Raw genomic sequence first — 15,954 nt, 5'->3', positions numbered from 1 at the left:
TATTGATTTTCAGCTAAATTTCTATTTGATCTAATTTCCTCAGCAACATTTCTTTTATGCTTCTTGCTTTTTCTATCTCAATACCAGCAATATGCAAATGCCCAGATTGACCACCTGCAGTAAAGATTTGAAGTTTGCCTAATTTGAAAACTCTAGAGAAAATGCCTTCATCTAGTGCTACATGTTGTATTCTGTTTAGAGGCACTATAGTTGTCGTTTCTGCAATTATGCCACTTTTATAGATGATATCTTTTTCACGCAATGCGAAACCTCTCTTTTTAAAACTCGCTCTGTATAATATAAAAATTAGAATTGCAACAATTAAATAACTACTAATAATTGACAAAGAATAAGGTTTAACTTCTTCATTAACTATCAAAAGTACAGTTAAGCCTATTCCAGTAAGAAATAAAAAAATGCAAATATTAATTAGAATTACTTTCCAATAACTAGGATGAGGAGCAGTTAGTATTACTACTTGGTAGTGTGGAAGTTTATCTAAATCAATATTTTCGTTTGTAAATTCCTCCATAATATATAATTAGATTGGTTTTGCTAATATACTGAGGAAAGAAGCAGGAACAAAAGATTTAAATTAGCGAATGACAATCATTTTTTTTGTGGCAGCATACAAGCCAGAGCTAGAAACTATTCGATAAATATAAACACCTGGTGCTAATAAGGATAAATTTAGCTGAATGGTGTGTTTTCCTGTATTTAAATATTCGTTTAATACAGTTTGTATTGGTTTGCCTTGCAGATTGTAAATTTTAAACTCTACTTTATCTTGCTTAGGCATAATAATGTCTATAGAAGTTATATCTCTCCCAGGGTTTGGATAATTTTGAGTTACTGTAAACTGTAAGAATCTTTCAGCAATAATTTTATTTATGGTATCAAAAAGGACAAAGCTAATTAGCCTGTTACCACGAGCATTAGGATGAATATCATCTTGATACAATGAAAAATCTCTTCGTATAACCGCATTAATGTCGGCTAAATAAATGCCATATTCTATTACTAGTTTCTTATAAATATCATTAATTAGCTTTACTTGTACATTTACTCTCCTTAAACGTGCGTCTCTGCGGTCATCAAAATTTTGCAGTGTACAAACAATAGGTACTAAATTTTGATTTAACGATCGCACAATTAACGTCCGCATGTTAGCTTCAGTTTCTGAGATTTTTAATTTACCAGCTTCAATTTGTATGGCATCATTTGCACCTATTAGTAAAACAATAAAGCCTGTTTTTCCGGCAATTGCATTGTCTATTCTTAATAAACCCTGAGCAGTTGTTTCTCCATATACACCATATTTTTGTATATTGATGGTTTTTCCAGTATAGCAATTAAGAAAATTTGTAGTTAATTGAGATTGAAAATCTAAGCCATTTACACCTTGAACGGTACTGGCACCAAAAGTAACCACATTTACACTATCTTTTGAAAAATATTGAGCAAACTCTGGACAGCTAGCCGGAGTAATTTGAGCAGTAGACTTAAAGAAAAAACCTAATATAAGTGCAACAAATAGCGCTATCGCCCGAAACCTCATCCTTTAAAATATTATATAGCGCAAATTGTACATATTAAAATGCAAATATATGATTATTACAAATGCATTATAGCCTTGATTTACTTTTAGTTAAAAATTTTTAACCAATTTTTCGTTCAACTGTTTTGATAATGCTTTTATCGAAAAACCTATATTTGTTCAAAATATAAATGTTATGCAAGAAATCAAAAAATATGTTGAAGATAATAAGCAACGCTTTTTAGATGAGTTGTTCGAATTATTGCGTTTTCCATCGGTTAGTGCCGACCCTAAATATAAAGGTGATGTATTGAAAACAGCCGATTTTGTAGCGCAAAAATTAACAGCAGCAGGGGCTGATAAAGTTGAAATTTGCGAAACAGCTGGTTATCCGATAGTTTATGGAGAGAAAATTATAGATGCAAAACTCCCAACGGTTTTAATTTATGGTCATTACGATGTTCAGCCACCAGACCCATTAGAATTATGGAAGACTCCTCCTTTTGAGCCAACAGTACGCGATGGTAAAATTTACGCTCGTGGTGCTTGCGATGATAAAGGACAGTTTTACATGCATGTAAAAGCTTTCGAATTAATGATGAAAACCAATACATTGGCTTGCAATGTTAAATTTATGATAGAAGGTGAGGAAGAAGTAGGTTCTGCAAACTTGGGTATTTTCGTAAAAGCTAATGCAGAGCGATTAAAAGCCGATGTAGTTTTAATTTCTGATACATCAATGATTTCGATGGAAAACCCATCAATAGAAACTGGTTTACGTGGTTTAGCATACATGGAAGTGGAGGTTGTTGGTCCAAATAGAGATTTACACTCTGGCGTTTATGGTGGTGCAGTAGCAAATCCGGCTACTATTTTATGTAAGATGATTGCTTCATTACATGATGAAAACAATCACATTACTATACCTGAATTTTACGATAAAGTAATAGAATTAACAGACGAAGAGAAAAAAGCATTAAATTCTGCACCATTTGATTTGACTGAATATAAAGAAGATCTTGATATTAAAGCGGATTGGGGCGAAAAAGGATATAGCACTCTAGAACGTACAGGAACCAGACCAACTTTAGAAGTAAATGGTATTTGGAGTGGATACATAGGTGAGGGTGCTAAGACTGTACTGCCAAGTAAAGCAAATGCAAAAATATCTATGCGTTTAGTGCCAAATCAAAATTCAGATGAAATTGCGGCCATATTTACTAAGCATTTCGAAAGTATTGCACCAGAATATGTGAAAGTAAAGGTTACTGCCCATCATGGTGGTGAACCAGTAGTGACTCCAACAGATAGTGTTGCTTATCGTGCTGCGGAAAAAGCAATTGAAGATAGTTTTGGAAAAAAACCAATTCCAACTCGCGGCGGTGGAAGTATTCCAATTGTTGCTTTGTTTGAAGATGTTTTAGGCATTAAATCGGTATTGTTTGGCTTTGGTTTAGATAGCGATGCTTTACACTCACCAAATGAGAAGTACGATATTTACAACTATTACAAAGGCATTGAAACATTGCCATTATTTCATAAATACTTTGCTGAATTAAGCAAATAATATCAATTCCTGCTAAATTCAAAAAGAATTTAGCAGGAATTAAAAAATAAAATGCCAGTCAAGAAAAGAAAACCTTCTCGAAAAAAAAGCAAAGGCTTATCTATACAGCTAAAATTTGCAATTGTTGGTATTTTGTTAGTGCTATTATCGCCATTTTATTATGGCTATGTAGTAAAAATAGCTACATCAACTTGGTTTTGGTTACACCACCCGGGCGAAGATAAAAACTATAGAACTTACGAGAGTTTCAATATCAAAATCCCTAAAAAGTATTCCATTCATGGAATTGATGTTTCCTATTATCAAGGAAAAATAGATTGGCAAAAGGTAAAAGCAATGAAAGAAGACGATGTACATGTTACATTCGCTTTTATTAAAGCTACCGAAGGGCTTTTAAATGTAGATCCATATTTTCTTAGAAACTGGCGTGAAGCGCCAAAAGCAGGAATAAAAGTAGGAGCGTATCACTTTTTTAGACCAAAACGGTCTGGTTTATGGCAAGCCAATTTTTTCTTACAAACCGCCAATTTTGAGAAAGGAGATTTACCCCCAGTTGTAGATATAGAAAGTTTAGATGGAGTTGCTCCAGAAAAGATGCGCAAAGAATTAAACGCATTTATCATCCAAATTGAAGAAAAAGCAAAAGTTAAACCTATTATTTATTCTGGACTTAAGTTCTATCAAGATAATTTAAGAAGCTATTATGATGATTATCCTTTTTGGGTAGCACATTATCATCAGCCTAAGCTAAAATTGCCTACTAACACTTGGAAATTTTGGCAACATTCTGATAAAGCTCGTATTAATGGAATTAACCACGTTGTTGATTTTAACGCTTTTAATGGCGATAGTTTAGCTTTTACCCAAATTTTAATCAAATAAAAAAGCCTACCAAAAGTTGATAGGCTTTTAAATTCTATATTATTTCTTAGTCTCTACTTGCAACATACACAGAAGATTGCATGTCTGTTTGTTTAGATTGAAATCTGTTTAAACTAATTTTAGATGATTTATCCATATTAATGGTATATAAATCTGTCGATCCTTTCAAATCTAATTTAGAAGATCCTGTTATTGTAGTGTATAAATTCTCAGTCTTAGCATTTAATTTTACATAAGCATTATCTGTTACGTAAACCTGAAGATATTTTAAAGTTAATAAGTTGTTTGCAAGTACAGAAGCATTTTCTGAAGCTTCTATTCTATAAATATCGTCAACATAAATAGTAATTTTTCCATTTTGATTTTTGTTTTTTGAACTTACATATATAGAACTACCTACTTTTTTTACCGAAACGTCTTCGTTTCCTTCATTTGTGTATAATACGTTCGACTTTGAATTTTGGATAATAGTAACCTCTACATTTCCACTAATTTTTAATTTATTAATGGACGAGATTTTTACAGCACTTGCAGAAACCGATGTTTCATTTACAGGATTAGCTGCATAAACAGTTGCTGATGAGATGGTTGCTAACGCGATTAAGCCAGTAGCAAAAATTGTTTTGATTGAAGTTTTCATAATTTGTGGGTTTTGTTAATAAGACGACCACAATCAAAAAAAGTTGCATGCTACTAGGTACTATTATACGAAAACTTCGTAATTATCGACGAACGGGTTTTTTAGTTCGATGAAAAATTAAATTGTCCAGCTTTCACACGTTTTTAAAAACTCTTCATCTGCGTCTGCACCAATACCAATTGTTTCAGGAACAGCTAAGAAGTAACCATCGTAAGATAGTCCACCAACAACTGGATCAACTAAATGACCTAATAAACAGGTGTCTAAATCGAAAAATACCACATTGGGACTTGCCAATGCGAAATGTAAATTAGCACTTAACGCAATTCTACTTTCCAGCATACTTCCAATCATACATTTCACGCCATGTTGTAAAGCTTCTTCATGTATTTTCTGTGCTTCTAAAATTCCACCAGATTTTGCAAATTTGATATTCAAATATTCGCAAGCCTTACTATTAATTAGCTTTCTAGCATCATGATGGTTATAACAACTTTCATCAGCCATTAATTTGATAGGAGAATTTATGGCTAATTCAGGTAATTTATCGTCAAACCAAGTACGCATAGGCTGTTCACAAAACTCAATATTTTCAGATTCTAATTCACCTAAGGCAAAAAGTGCATCATCAAAACTCCATCCTTGATTGGCATCTAAACGCAAAACCATTTCATCGCCAACGGCTGCTCTAATTTGTTTTACACGTTCAATATCCTCGTTTACTTTTTTTCCTAACTTGATTTTAATAATTCTACACCCATTTTTTTGATATTTCAACGCTGTTTGCGCCATTCCTCCTGGTGTATCAATGCCAATTGTCATATCAGTTTCTATAGTTCTGGTATGTCCACCTAAAAACTGATATAAAGGTTGTTTTGCATTTTTTGAAGCAATATCAAACAATGCCATATCAAAGGCGCTTTTAATGGTTGCATTATGATCGGCATATGCTAATAAATCTTGCATCCGTTCAGGTATTTCCAATGGATTTTTCCCTTTCCAAATCTGTGCAAAGTCTTTAGCCATCGCCAAACATGTTTCTTGTGTTTCCCCTACAATCATAGGAAAAGCCGAACATTCACCAACACCATAAATACCCGAATCAGTATGAATTCTGATAAAAACATTTTGTGCAAAATGCATAGTGCCTGTTGCAATTACAAAAGGTTCCATTGGGATACTAAAACGATAAATTTCGGTATGTGTGATTTTCATTTTTTAAGATATAAGATTTGAAAATACTAAAGTAAAAAACAATAATTAATCGAGAAGGGTTAAACAGATAATTTATAATTTTACAAGGTTGAGAAACTTAGTCTCAAATCTCAAATTCAAATCTATGCAACAACCCAATAATCTTATCCACGCTTCTTCGCCTTATTTATTGCAACACGCTTATAATCCTGTCGAATGGCATGAATGGGGAGTAGATGCATTAGAAAAAGCAAAGCGAGAAAATAAATTGATTTTGGTAAGTATTGGCTATTCGGCTTGTCATTGGTGTCATGTAATGGAACACGAAAGTTTTGAAAGTCATGAAGTTGCCGAAGTAATGAATCAAAATTTTGTGTGTATAAAAGTAGATAGAGAGGAGCGACCAGATATCGATCAAATTTATATGTTGGCCGTTCAATTAATGAATGGAAATGGTGGTTGGCCATTAAATGCTATCTGTTTGCCAGATCAACGACCAATTTATGGTGGTACTTATTTTAGAAAAAACGATTGGATTAATATTTTAGGAAATGTATCAGACCTCTGGAAAAATGAACCCGATAAGGCTTTAAACTATGCAGAGCGATTAACGGATGGTATTCAACAATCTGAGAAAATTGTTTCTTCAACACAAGAAGTTGTTTTTAGTAAATCGCATTTAGCGGAAATAATTGAACCTTGGAAACGTCATTTTGATATCACCGAAGGTGGATACAATAGAGCGCCGAAATTTCCTTTACCCAATAATTGGAGTTTTTTACTTCGATATAGTTTTTTAACTCCAGAGGAAGCCACTTTTACAGCTGTTTGTACTACACTAGAGCGCATGGCTATGGGCGGAATTTATGACCAAATAGGAGGTGGTTTTGCCAGATATTCTGTTGATGATAAATGGCATGTGCCTCATTTTGAGAAAATGTTGTATGATAATGCACAACTAATTAGTTTATACGCTGAAGCATATCAATGTTTAAAATTTGAACCATTTAAGCAAGTTATAGTAGAATCAATTGATTGGATTTTTAGAGAAATGAGTGCAGATAATGGATTGTTCTATTCTGCTTTAGATGCGGATAGCGAGGGTGTTGAAGGGAAGTTTTATGTGTGGGATAAATCAGCATTTGATAAAATACTAGGTGAAGATGCTGAACTTATTGGCGATTATTTTAATGTAACCGAAGAAGGGAATTGGGAAGAAGAACAAACCAATATCTTGATGAGGATATACGAGGAAGCTGATTTTTTAGAAATACATAGAATTGATGCTGAGACACTTTACAATAAAGTTGCCTTGGCAAAAGCAAAATTACTAGATGAACGAAGCAAAAGAATACGACCAGGATTAGATGATAAATGTTTAACTGCTTGGAATGCAATGATGATTAAAGCATTAGCAGATTCATCACAAGTATTAGATTACGAACTATATTATAAGCGAGCTAAAAAGGCTGCGGAATTCATCTTAGAAAATATGGTTTCATCAGATGGAGGTTTATATCGTAATTATAAAAATGAGAAAGCATCAATTCCTGGGTTTTTGGATGATTATGCTTTTATGATTGAAGCCCTAATAGCTCTTTATGAAGTGGATTTTAATGAGGAATGGCTAGAAGAAGCAAAATCTCTGACCAATTATGTGTTAACTAATTTCAGTGATGAAGAGAATGATATGTTCTTCTATACAGCCGGAAATGGTGAAAAACTGATTGCTCGTAAACATGAAGTGATGGATAACGTAATACCAGCATCGAATTCTGTGATGGCGCAAAACCTACAAAAATTAGGTTTATTTTATGATGATGAGAGCTACCTTGAAAAGGCTTCAGCTATGCTAAAATCGGTTTTACCACGTATAAAAGCGTATGGCTCTGCGTACTCAAATTGGTGCATTCAATTGTTAAATGAAGTATACGGTATTAATGAAATTGCGGTAGTGGGTTTTGATGTACAAGAGGTTAAAAAAGAACTAAATAATTTCTACATCCCTAATAAAATTACATTGGGAGGAACAAAAAGTAACCTTCCTTTGTTAAAAGATAAGCAAAGCCAAGAAACAAAGATTTATATTTGCCGAAATAAAACTTGCCAACTGCCAGTACATACGGTTGCCGAGGCAGTAAAATTATTAAATTAACCCAATAAGAATGAATATTAATTCGAACACAGTAGTGTCTATAACTTATGAACTACACACTACTACTCCAGAAGGTCAGCAAGTTTTTGTTGAAAAAGCAAACGAAGAACAGCCATTAGTATTTTTATACGGTGTTGGCATGATGCTACCAAAATTTGAAGAACATTTAGCTGGCTTAAAAGCTGGTGATGAGTATAGTTTTGAACTTTCTCCCGCAGATGGTTACGGTGAATTAGATGCAACTGCTCATGTAGATTTACCTATCGATATGTTTAAAGAAGCTGGTGAACTACCAAAAGTTGGTGACGTTATTCCATTGCAAGATAACCAAGGTAATCAATTTCGTGCTGGTGTAACTGGTGTTCATGAAGCACATATTTCTGTTGATTTAAACCATCCAATGGCTGGTAAAAACTTAATTTTTGCTGGTAAAATTTTATCAGTACGTGAAGCAACTGCTGATGAATTAAGTCATGGTCATGCACATGGTGCTGATGGTCATTCAGGTCATTAATCAAATTCAATAATATAAGAAAAGCCTCGATAATTTCGGGGCTTTTTTATGTAATTTAGTAAGTAGTTAGTTAATCGGATTTATGAAAATAGAGTTTGTAGTATTGCTGATCATTCTAGTGCCTTTAGTAGCATACCGAATATATAGGTGGACTAGTTATGTAAAAAATAGAAAATACAGCGGTAGTAAACTAAAAAAGTATGCTGATAAAATGAATAGTGATAAAAATACTATTCAATAAAAAAGCCTTGATAGTTTAATCAAGGCTTTTATTTAAATATACTATTAAATTATTTATACATTTCTTCTCTCAACTTCGCTACTTCTTCACTATTAATATAGTCATCATAGGTCATCATTCTATCAATACTTCCTTTAGGGGTAAGTTCAATAATTCGTGTAGCTACAGATTCTGTTAACGCATGATCTCGTGAGGTAAATAAAATAGTTCCTTTAAAATCTTTCATGCCATTATTTAAAGCTGTAATCGATTCCAAATCCAAGTGATTGGTTGGCTCATCAAACATTAATAAGTTAGCCAATTGCAACATCATTCTTGAGAACATACAACGCATTTTCTCGCCTCCAGAAAGCACTTTTACGTTTTTCAATACTTCATCTCCAGAGAATAGCATTCTACCTAAAAAGCTTCTTACAAATTGCTCATCTGCATCAGTACCCGAATATTCACGTAACCAATCTACTAAGTTTTCATCTTTTCCCTCAAAATAATCTGAGTTGTCGTTCGGAATATCAGCAGTGCTTATGGTTACACCGAATTTAAAGTCACCATTATAATCCTTATCTCTACCCGATAAAACGTCATAAAATGCAGTTGTCGCTAAACTATTTTGAGAAAGTATGGCAATTTTATCGCCTTTGTTTACCATAAAGTTTACGCCACTAAATAAAACTTCGCCATTTGCTGTTTTACTTAAATTCTCCACTTGCAAAATCTGATCTCCTGCTTCGCGACCTAAATTGTTAAACAAAATAGCAGGATATTTTCTACTTGATGCTTTGATTTCAGAGATATCGATTTTATCTAATGCTTTTTTACGAGAAGTTGCTTGCTTTGATTTAGAAGCATTTGCACTAAAACGCTGAATAAATTCTTGTAATTCTTTAACTTTTTCTTCTAGTTTTTTATTCTGGTCACTACGTTGTTTCAATGCCAACTGACTTGATTCGTACCAGAACGTATAGTTACCCGTATAGATACTCATTTTGCTGAAATCTATATCCACAATGTGAGTACAAACTGCATCTAAAAAGTGCCTGTCGTGAGAAACAACCAATACAATAGCTTGATAATCTGCTAAGAAATTCTCTAACCAAGCAATCGTATCAATGTCCAAATCGTTGGTCGGCTCATCTAATAATAAAATATCAGGATTACCAAATAAAGCTTGCGCTAATAACACACGCACTTTTTGATTACCATCTAATTCTTTCAATAATTTATAATGATGCTCTTCCTTAATTCCTAAATTGCTTAATAAAGTGGCTGCATTACTTTCCATATTCCAACCATCTTTCTCTGCAAAAAGATTTTCTAATTCTCCCGCACGTTCGCCATCTTTATCAGAAAAATCTTCCTTTAAATAAATAGCATCCTTTTCAATCATAATGTCGTACAGTTCCTTGTGACCCATCATAACGGTCTCAATTACTGTATTTTCATCAAATTCATAATGATTTTGTTTTAAAACGGCCATTCTCTCTCCAGGAGTAAAGGCAACCGAACCACTTGTTTGATTTACTTCACCACTTAGAATTTTTAAAAAGGTAGATTTGCCTGCGCCGTTGGCACCTATTACACCATAGCAATTGCCTGGGGTAAATTTAAGGTTAACATCTTCAAAAAGAGTACGTTTGCCGTAACGTAAGGATAGATTAGAAACTGAAATCATGTTGCTGAAAAATAAGGTGCAAAGGTAGTTAATTTATTGCTAAATTGCTATAGAGTTGTACTTTTCAACAATCAGATTTATTAATTTTGGGTTATGCAAAGCGATTTACTTTTAGAAGAGATTAAAACAACTTTACACAAAACAAAAGCGACTAAATTGGCTAACATTGCTGCTCAAGCCGGGTATTCAATTAAGCATTTGATAGATTTAACATTTTACCACAATGAAAAAATTGCTTTTAGAGCTTCTTGGATTTTAGAAACGATTTGCCTAACCAATTTCGAGCGGTTTTTACCTCAAATCCATTATTTTTTAGATAAATTTCCTCAACAGCAAAATCTTTCTTGCCGTAGACATTACAGTAAAATACTAGCTTTAATTACCAAGAAAAATGCACCTCAAATTGCAAAAGAGATCGTAGAAAAGCACGACACCGAAACTTTAGTTGAAACTGTTTTTAGTTGGTTAATTGATGATAAAAATCCCGTTGCGATTAAAGCACATTGTCTTAATATTTTAGCTAATTTAACTCTAAAACATGTTTGGATAAAAGAAGAATTGATCGAAACGATGGATTTTTTAGTTGATAAAGAAAGCATTGCATTTCATGGACGAGTAAAACAAGTGAGGAAGCAATTAAAATAACTAAGCAATGCAAGAATAAAGCAATAAAACAATTTATAACTACTACTGCCTTCAGAAACTTCTATTTTTGCTAGATGAGTAATACATATGAAATCCTATCAAAAATTATAAAAGAGAGAAGAAGCATCTTCCCTGATAGCTATATTCAAAAAGAAATACCTGTAGAAATTATTGAACAAATTCTTGAAAGCGCTAATTATGCACCAACGCATAAATTAACACAACCTTGGCGTTTTGTGGTCATAAGGAAACAGGCTAGAGCAAAGTTAGGAGCAGAGTTAGGTCGATTGTATAAAGAAACAGTTCCTCCAGCAAGTTTTTTGCAGAAAAAACACGATAGCTTTTTGATTAAAACCGTACAATCAGATTGCATTCTAGCTATTAATATTCAATTCAACCCAGATAAGTTGCCAGATTGGGAAGAAATTGCTGCAACAGCTTGTGCAGTGCAAAACATAGCGTTAACTGCTGAAGCTTTAAATGTTGGTGCATACTGGAGTTCTCCACCTTTAATTTCTGGTTTGGGAGATTTTTTAGGTCTCGCTGAGAATGAAAAATGTTACGGCTTATTTTACATGGGTTATCATAATGAAGCACCTCGTGATGCAAACAGAACGCCTATGGCTGATAAAGTTAAATGGCTAGAAAAGTAATTTTTTCAGTTTGCATTTTCAATTAATAATTGAGGAACCAATCAATTATGCTAAATCGTGGTATTGCAACTTAAATTTTAATATATTTAGTTTGCTTAACCAAAAACTATGCAAGAAATCAAATCATCCCTATATCAACTTTGTTTAGATTTTATAAACGAACGTATACAAACAGCTGAAACTGCTTTGCAACAAGCTCGTGAAGCAAGTAACGACGATACAAAAAGTAGCGCAGGTGATAAGTATGAAACTAGTCGCGAAATGATGCAACAAGATATAGATCGAAATAAACGATTATTAATTGATGCGGAAGAAAATCATAAAGTATTAAGCTCTTTAAAGGATGCGCCTTTTTCTGAAGAAGCTCGCAATGGGAGTTTAGTCTATACCAATCAAGGTAATTTCTATTTAAGTATTAGCGCTGGGCAGTTACACTTAGGCAAGGAAACTGTTTTTGCGATATCGGCAGTTTCTCCAATTGGTAAGTTATTGTTGGGCAAACAAAAAGGTAGCGAGTTCGATTTTAACGGAAAGAAATACCAAATTAAAGAAGTGGCATAAATTTTTTGTCATTCTGAGCGTAGCGAAGAATCTGTAAGATAGTTAATAGATTCTTCGTTGCACTCAGAATGACAAGTCTATTAAAAGCTATTTTTAATGCTGTTACTTAATGTTTTAGGGCTCCAATATCCACTAGCTATAATTCTTCTAATGGTAAATAATGGATCTTTTTCATCGCGTTTGGTAGATAATTGAAAAGCCATTCTAAAACCACGCTTTTTAAGCTCAGGTATTCCTTCTGCATTCCACAATCCAAAAGGATAAGCGAATTCCGTCATTTTTTTACCAGTAATTTCTTCTAATTTTTTTGTTGGTTTATCTAATTGCTCTTCCCAATCTTTACCAGCATATTTTTTGAAGTTTTTATGATCGTATGTATGACTACCGATTACATTTCCTTCATCAGAAAGTTGTTTAATTTGCTCTTTCGTCATATAATCAACAAATTTTCCTTTTCTACCAATAGAAACCGTCATGATGAAATAAACTGCTTTATAACCCAATTTTTTAAGTGTTGGATTAACAACAGTAAACTGATCCATATCTGTATCATCAAAAGTTAACATGATTGGTTTCGAAGGTAACTTCGCTCCAGTATTTAAGTACGCATACAATTGATCAGGCAAGATAGTATGATACCCACTATCTGCCAACATTTTCATTTGATCTTTGAAATTCTGAATTTCTACAATGTAATCTTTACCAACTTTACCATCAGTAGCTTTCCAGTTGCGAACCTGGTGGTAACATAAAATTGGCACTTGTTTACGCTCTAAAATTGTTTTTGCGTCAGCAACTTTTATATTCGTTACATCAATTTTTTCTGAAGCAGTACCATCGGCTACAGCTACATCTGTACTATCTTTTGCGCTTGCATCTGCTGTAGATTGCGATTTAGATTGACAACTAGCTACTAAAATCGATGCTGCTGCGATGATTGATAATAAATTCTTTTTCATGGTATTCTATTTAGTGCAAAACTATGAAAACAAGATAGATTTATACGAGAAATTCTCACAGTGTGGATAAAATTATAAATGTTCAATAAATTACCACCTCTATCTGTTTTATTACAAATAAATCAATGTTTAAAAACACATTTTAAATAAATTAGGCCTTTTATTTATTAGTTAACAATCATCAATGAAGAAACTCTACTCACTCTTGTTTTTACTTTCAGTTCTGAGCATTCAAGTAAGTGCACAAACTAAAACCATTTCATTAACAGAAACCACTCAAACACCAGAAAAGGCTAATTATCAGGCAGCATCTCGTTTTTCTCCAACTAAATTGAGAAAGATCATTTATTCAACAGCTGTTGATCCACATTGGTTAAAATTGAGCAATAGATTTTGGTATCAATTCGAAACCCCAAACGGAAAAACTTGGTATATTGTTGAACCAGCTGCAAGAAGTAAAAAAGCACTTTTTGATAATGCGAAACTAGCAGCAGAAATTACGTTAATTGTTCGCGATCCTTTTGATGCACAACATTTACCAATTGAAAATTTAAAGTTTGCAAAAGATGAAAAGAGCATCAATTTCGAAATAAAAAGTACACTAGAAGAAGTAAAAAAAGATAGAAAAGACAAAAAAGCTGCGGATTCTATGCAAAAGAAAATCTTTTTCTTTAACTACGAATTAGCTACAAATAAATTAACAGAAGTTAAAAACTATGATAAACCTAAAGCAAAACCATCGTGGGGATCCGTTGCACCAGATTCTTCAGCTGTAATTTTTTCACGTAATTACAATTTGTATTGGATGGATAAAGCCAATTATTTAAAAGCTGTTAAAAACGAAGATGATAGTACCATTGTAGAGCATCAACTTACAAAAGATGGTGTAAAATTCTATTCGTACGGTAATGACGGCGATGGAGAAAATAATGAAGAGGTTATAAAAAATGATAAAAAAAGACGTGGCGCTTACGTTTTATGGTCGCCAGATGCTAAATATTTTGTGTTAGATAGAACAGATTCTCGAAAAGTAAAAGACCTTTGGGTGATCAATAGCGTAACTCCAGGCAGACCAACTTTAGAAACCTACAAATACCAGATGCCCGGAGAAAAGGAATCTCCAATTGATGAATTTGTGTTATTCAATTTCGCTGCAAAAACTCAAAAAGTAATTAATACCACTGCTTTTAAAGATCAAAGTATTTCTTCTTGGGGTAAAGAGAGCTTAAACAAAGATAGGGACAATGAGTTTCGTCCGTCTATTTGGTTGGGAGATAATGAGAAATTCTATTTTTCACGTACCAGTAGAGATTTAAAGCGTATTGATATTTGTACCATTAATATCCAAACTGGAGCAGTTACGCAACTTATCGACGAACGTTTTAATACCTATGTAGAAGTTCAACGTCCTGGCTTAATTGATGGTGGCAAAGAAATTATCCATTGGAGTGAGCGTGACGGTTGGGGGACATTTCTACCTATTTGATGGAAATGGGAAATTGAAGAACCAAATTACTTCTGGTGCATTTCATTGTGAAGGTATTGTAAATATCGATCAAAAAAATCGTGTACTTTATTTCACAGCAAACGGTCGTGAAACAAAAGAAGATCCTTACTATTTACACCTTTACCGCATTAATTTTGATGGTACTGGAATGAAATTGTTAAATAGTGGAGACTTTGATCATGCAATCAACATGAACGATGAGGCAAAATACTTTATCGATAACTTTTCAAGAGTAAATACAGTTCCTAAATCGGTTTTACTGGATAATTTAGGTAATAAAGTAATGGATTTAGAAACCGCTGATTTATCGTTATTAATGGCTGCAGGTTATAAATTCCCAGAACCATTTAAAGTGAAGGCAGACGATGGTGTAACTGACATTTATGGTGTAATGTATAAGCCATTTAACTTCGATCCAACTAAAAAATATCCAATTATAGAGTATGTTTATCCAGGTCCACAAACCGAAGCAGTAAATAAATCATTTGGACGTAGCATGGATAGGGTAGATCGTTTAGCGCAATTTGGTTACATCGTAATTACAGTGGGTAATAGAGGCGGAAATCCTGCCCGCTCAAAATGGTACCATACGTATGGTTATGGCAATTTACGCGATTATGGTTTAGCAGATAAAAAAGCAGCAATTGAGCAATTAGCTGATAAATACTCGTTTATAGATGCTAGTAGAGTTGGAATTACAGGTCATTCTGGTGGCGGTTTCATGTCTACAGCAGCATTATTAGTGTACCCAGAGTTCTTTAAAGTTGCAGTTTCAGCAGCCGGTAATCACGATAATAGCATATATAACCGTTGGTGGAGTGAAAAACATCATGGTGTTAAAGAAATTGTTTCAGCCAAAGGCGATACTACTTTCAAATATACCATTGATAAAAACCCAGATTTAGCTAAAAACCTAAAAGGTCATTTATTATTAATGCATGGCGATGTTGATAATAACGTAAACCCAGCTAACTCAATTCGTGTAGCAAATGCACTGATAAAAGCTGGTAAACGATTTGATTATATGATTGTTCCAGGTCAGCGACATGGTTTTGGCGACATGACAGAATATATGTTTTGGCGTTTAGCCGATTACTTTAATAACTACTTATTAGAAGATTTTTCTCAATCTAGTAATGTAAATATCACAGAGATGGATAGAGAAGTAGAACGAAAACAATAAAACACATAAAAATAATAGCAAAAGCGCAGATTCTTTTTGGTCTG

General features: G+C 33.4%; 16 protein-coding genes. 10 read left to right on the top strand and 6 right to left on the bottom strand.

Translation table 11 applies throughout. The features are described 5' to 3' along the window. Positions 1–13 precede the first annotated feature (13 nt). Complete coding sequence (locus ACHMWN_RS15710) at positions 14–532, bottom strand: PH domain-containing protein (RefSeq protein WP_397302993.1); 519 nt, start codon at positions 530–532, stop codon at positions 14–16. Positions 533–595: 63 nt separating this feature from the next. Then, positions 596–1,558: a GDSL-type esterase/lipase family protein gene (locus ACHMWN_RS15705; protein ID WP_397302992.1), complete on the bottom strand. Its 963-nt coding sequence runs from the start codon at positions 1,556–1,558 to the stop codon at positions 596–598. 175 nt (positions 1,559–1,733) lie between these two features. On the opposite strand from ACHMWN_RS15705, the gene ACHMWN_RS15700 reads away from it, so the two are divergent. After that, entirely contained in the window at positions 1,734–3,104 is a 1,371-nt protein-coding gene (locus tag ACHMWN_RS15700) for a dipeptidase (RefSeq protein ID WP_397302989.1), read from the top strand. A 51-nt stretch (positions 3,105–3,155) separates the two neighbouring features. Continuing rightward, positions 3,156–3,986, top strand: coding sequence for a glycoside hydrolase family 25 protein (locus tag ACHMWN_RS15695; RefSeq protein WP_397302987.1), 831 nt, complete (start codon positions 3,156–3,158; stop codon positions 3,984–3,986). 46 nt (positions 3,987–4,032) lie between these two features. Here ACHMWN_RS15695 and ACHMWN_RS15690 read toward each other — a convergent pair whose 3' ends face one another. Further along, positions 4,033–4,626 carry a GIN domain-containing protein gene (locus ACHMWN_RS15690; RefSeq protein ID WP_397302984.1) on the bottom strand — a complete coding sequence of 198 codons (594 nt, stop codon included), beginning with the start codon at positions 4,624–4,626 and terminating at the stop codon, positions 4,033–4,035. Positions 4,627–4,743: 117 nt separating this feature from the next. Then, positions 4,744–5,841 carry a mandelate racemase/muconate lactonizing enzyme family protein gene (locus ACHMWN_RS15685; RefSeq protein WP_397302982.1) on the bottom strand — a complete coding sequence of 366 codons (1,098 nt, stop codon included), beginning with the start codon at positions 5,839–5,841 and terminating at the stop codon, positions 4,744–4,746. A 124-nt stretch (positions 5,842–5,965) separates the two neighbouring features. On the opposite strand from ACHMWN_RS15685, the gene ACHMWN_RS15680 reads away from it, so the two are divergent. From ACHMWN_RS15680 to ACHMWN_RS15670, 3 genes are all read left to right on the top strand, one after another. Continuing rightward, positions 5,966–7,975: a thioredoxin domain-containing protein gene (locus tag ACHMWN_RS15680; protein WP_397302979.1), complete on the top strand. Its 2,010-nt coding sequence runs from the start codon at positions 5,966–5,968 to the stop codon at positions 7,973–7,975. A 10-nt stretch (positions 7,976–7,985) separates the two neighbouring features. Further along, entirely contained in the window at positions 7,986–8,489 is a 504-nt protein-coding gene (locus ACHMWN_RS15675; protein ID WP_397302977.1) for a peptidylprolyl isomerase, read from the top strand. 82 nt (positions 8,490–8,571) lie between these two features. Beyond that, the gene (locus ACHMWN_RS15670) at positions 8,572–8,730 is read left to right on the top strand and encodes a hypothetical protein (protein WP_397302974.1); all 159 of its coding nucleotides are present in this window, start codon (positions 8,572–8,574) and stop codon (positions 8,728–8,730) included. Between the two features lie 49 nt (positions 8,731–8,779). Here the strand turns inward: ACHMWN_RS15670 and ACHMWN_RS15665 are convergent, their stop codons facing one another. Further along, the gene (locus ACHMWN_RS15665) at positions 8,780–10,402 is read right to left on the bottom strand and encodes an ABC-F family ATP-binding cassette domain-containing protein (protein ID WP_397302972.1); all 1,623 of its coding nucleotides are present in this window, start codon (positions 10,400–10,402) and stop codon (positions 8,780–8,782) included. 93 nt (positions 10,403–10,495) lie between these two features. Here ACHMWN_RS15665 and ACHMWN_RS15660 point away from each other — a divergent pair, with 93 nt between their 5' ends. The 3 genes from ACHMWN_RS15660 (at position 10,496) to ACHMWN_RS15650 (ending at position 12,261) form a co-directional block, all read left to right on the top strand. Beyond that, the gene (locus ACHMWN_RS15660; protein ID WP_397302969.1) at positions 10,496–11,047 is read left to right on the top strand and encodes a hypothetical protein; all 552 of its coding nucleotides are present in this window, start codon (positions 10,496–10,498) and stop codon (positions 11,045–11,047) included. 74 nt (positions 11,048–11,121) lie between these two features. Next, positions 11,122–11,700: a nitroreductase gene (locus tag ACHMWN_RS15655; RefSeq protein ID WP_397302967.1), complete on the top strand. Its 579-nt coding sequence runs from the start codon at positions 11,122–11,124 to the stop codon at positions 11,698–11,700. 108 nt (positions 11,701–11,808) lie between these two features. Further along, complete coding sequence (locus ACHMWN_RS15650; protein WP_397302964.1) at positions 11,809–12,261, top strand: 3-oxoacyl-ACP synthase; 453 nt, start codon at positions 11,809–11,811, stop codon at positions 12,259–12,261. Positions 12,262–12,341: 80 nt separating this feature from the next. Here ACHMWN_RS15650 and ACHMWN_RS15645 read toward each other — a convergent pair whose 3' ends face one another. Then, positions 12,342–13,220 carry a polysaccharide deacetylase family protein gene (locus ACHMWN_RS15645; RefSeq protein WP_397302961.1) on the bottom strand — a complete coding sequence of 293 codons (879 nt, stop codon included), beginning with the start codon at positions 13,218–13,220 and terminating at the stop codon, positions 12,342–12,344. A 184-nt stretch (positions 13,221–13,404) separates the two neighbouring features. On the opposite strand from ACHMWN_RS15645, the gene ACHMWN_RS15640 reads away from it, so the two are divergent. Together ACHMWN_RS15640 and ACHMWN_RS15635 are read left to right on the top strand one after the other, a co-directional pair. Further along, entirely contained in the window at positions 13,405–14,706 is a 1,302-nt protein-coding gene (locus ACHMWN_RS15640; protein WP_397302959.1) for a DPP IV N-terminal domain-containing protein, read from the top strand. Further along, positions 14,642–15,910, top strand: coding sequence for a prolyl oligopeptidase family serine peptidase (locus tag ACHMWN_RS15635; RefSeq protein ID WP_397302956.1), 1,269 nt, complete (start codon positions 14,642–14,644; stop codon positions 15,908–15,910). The genes ACHMWN_RS15640 and ACHMWN_RS15635 overlap by 65 nt, the downstream gene beginning before the upstream one ends. Positions 15,911–15,954: the final 44 nt, after the last annotated feature.

Source organism: Pedobacter sp. UC225_61, assembly GCF_044452285.1.
Classification (GTDB): Bacteria; Bacteroidota; Bacteroidia; order Sphingobacteriales; family Sphingobacteriaceae; genus Pedobacter.
The sequence above is the reverse complement of the archived record's forward strand: the minus strand, read 5'-3'. Positions and strand labels throughout refer to the sequence as shown.

What these genes read in the sequence shown, in the direction of transcription:
- ACHMWN_RS15685 (WP_397302982.1), bottom strand. Translation starts at nt 5,841, where the DNA reads ATGAAAATCACACATACCGAAATTTATCGTTTTAGTATCCCAATGGAA.
- ACHMWN_RS15665 (WP_397302972.1), bottom strand. Translation starts at nt 10,402, where the DNA reads ATGATTTCAGTTTCTAATCTATCCTTACGTTACGGCAAACGTACTCTT.
- ACHMWN_RS15645 (WP_397302961.1), bottom strand. Translation starts at nt 13,220, where the DNA reads ATGAAAAAGAATTTATTATCAATCATCGCAGCAGCATCGATTTTAGTA.
- ACHMWN_RS15635 (WP_397302956.1), top strand. Translation starts at nt 14,642, where the DNA reads ATGGTGGCAAAGAAATTATCCATTGGAGTGAGCGTGACGGTTGGGGGA.
- ACHMWN_RS15695 (WP_397302987.1), top strand. Translation starts at nt 3,156, where the DNA reads ATGCCAGTCAAGAAAAGAAAACCTTCTCGAAAAAAAAGCAAAGGCTTA.
- ACHMWN_RS15670 (WP_397302974.1), top strand. Translation starts at nt 8,572, where the DNA reads ATGAAAATAGAGTTTGTAGTATTGCTGATCATTCTAGTGCCTTTAGTA.
- ACHMWN_RS15650 (WP_397302964.1), top strand. Translation starts at nt 11,809, where the DNA reads ATGCAAGAAATCAAATCATCCCTATATCAACTTTGTTTAGATTTTATA.
- ACHMWN_RS15675 (WP_397302977.1), top strand. Translation starts at nt 7,986, where the DNA reads ATGAATATTAATTCGAACACAGTAGTGTCTATAACTTATGAACTACAC.
- ACHMWN_RS15660 (WP_397302969.1), top strand. Translation starts at nt 10,496, where the DNA reads ATGCAAAGCGATTTACTTTTAGAAGAGATTAAAACAACTTTACACAAA.
- ACHMWN_RS15710 (WP_397302993.1), bottom strand. Translation starts at nt 532, where the DNA reads ATGGAGGAATTTACAAACGAAAATATTGATTTAGATAAACTTCCACAC.
- ACHMWN_RS15655 (WP_397302967.1), top strand. Translation starts at nt 11,122, where the DNA reads ATGAGTAATACATATGAAATCCTATCAAAAATTATAAAAGAGAGAAGA.
- ACHMWN_RS15700 (WP_397302989.1), top strand. Translation starts at nt 1,734, where the DNA reads ATGCAAGAAATCAAAAAATATGTTGAAGATAATAAGCAACGCTTTTTA.
- ACHMWN_RS15640 (WP_397302959.1), top strand. Translation starts at nt 13,405, where the DNA reads ATGAAGAAACTCTACTCACTCTTGTTTTTACTTTCAGTTCTGAGCATT.
- ACHMWN_RS15705 (WP_397302992.1), bottom strand. Translation starts at nt 1,558, where the DNA reads ATGAGGTTTCGGGCGATAGCGCTATTTGTTGCACTTATATTAGGTTTT.
- ACHMWN_RS15680 (WP_397302979.1), top strand. Translation starts at nt 5,966, where the DNA reads ATGCAACAACCCAATAATCTTATCCACGCTTCTTCGCCTTATTTATTG.
- ACHMWN_RS15690 (WP_397302984.1), bottom strand. Translation starts at nt 4,626, where the DNA reads ATGAAAACTTCAATCAAAACAATTTTTGCTACTGGCTTAATCGCGTTA.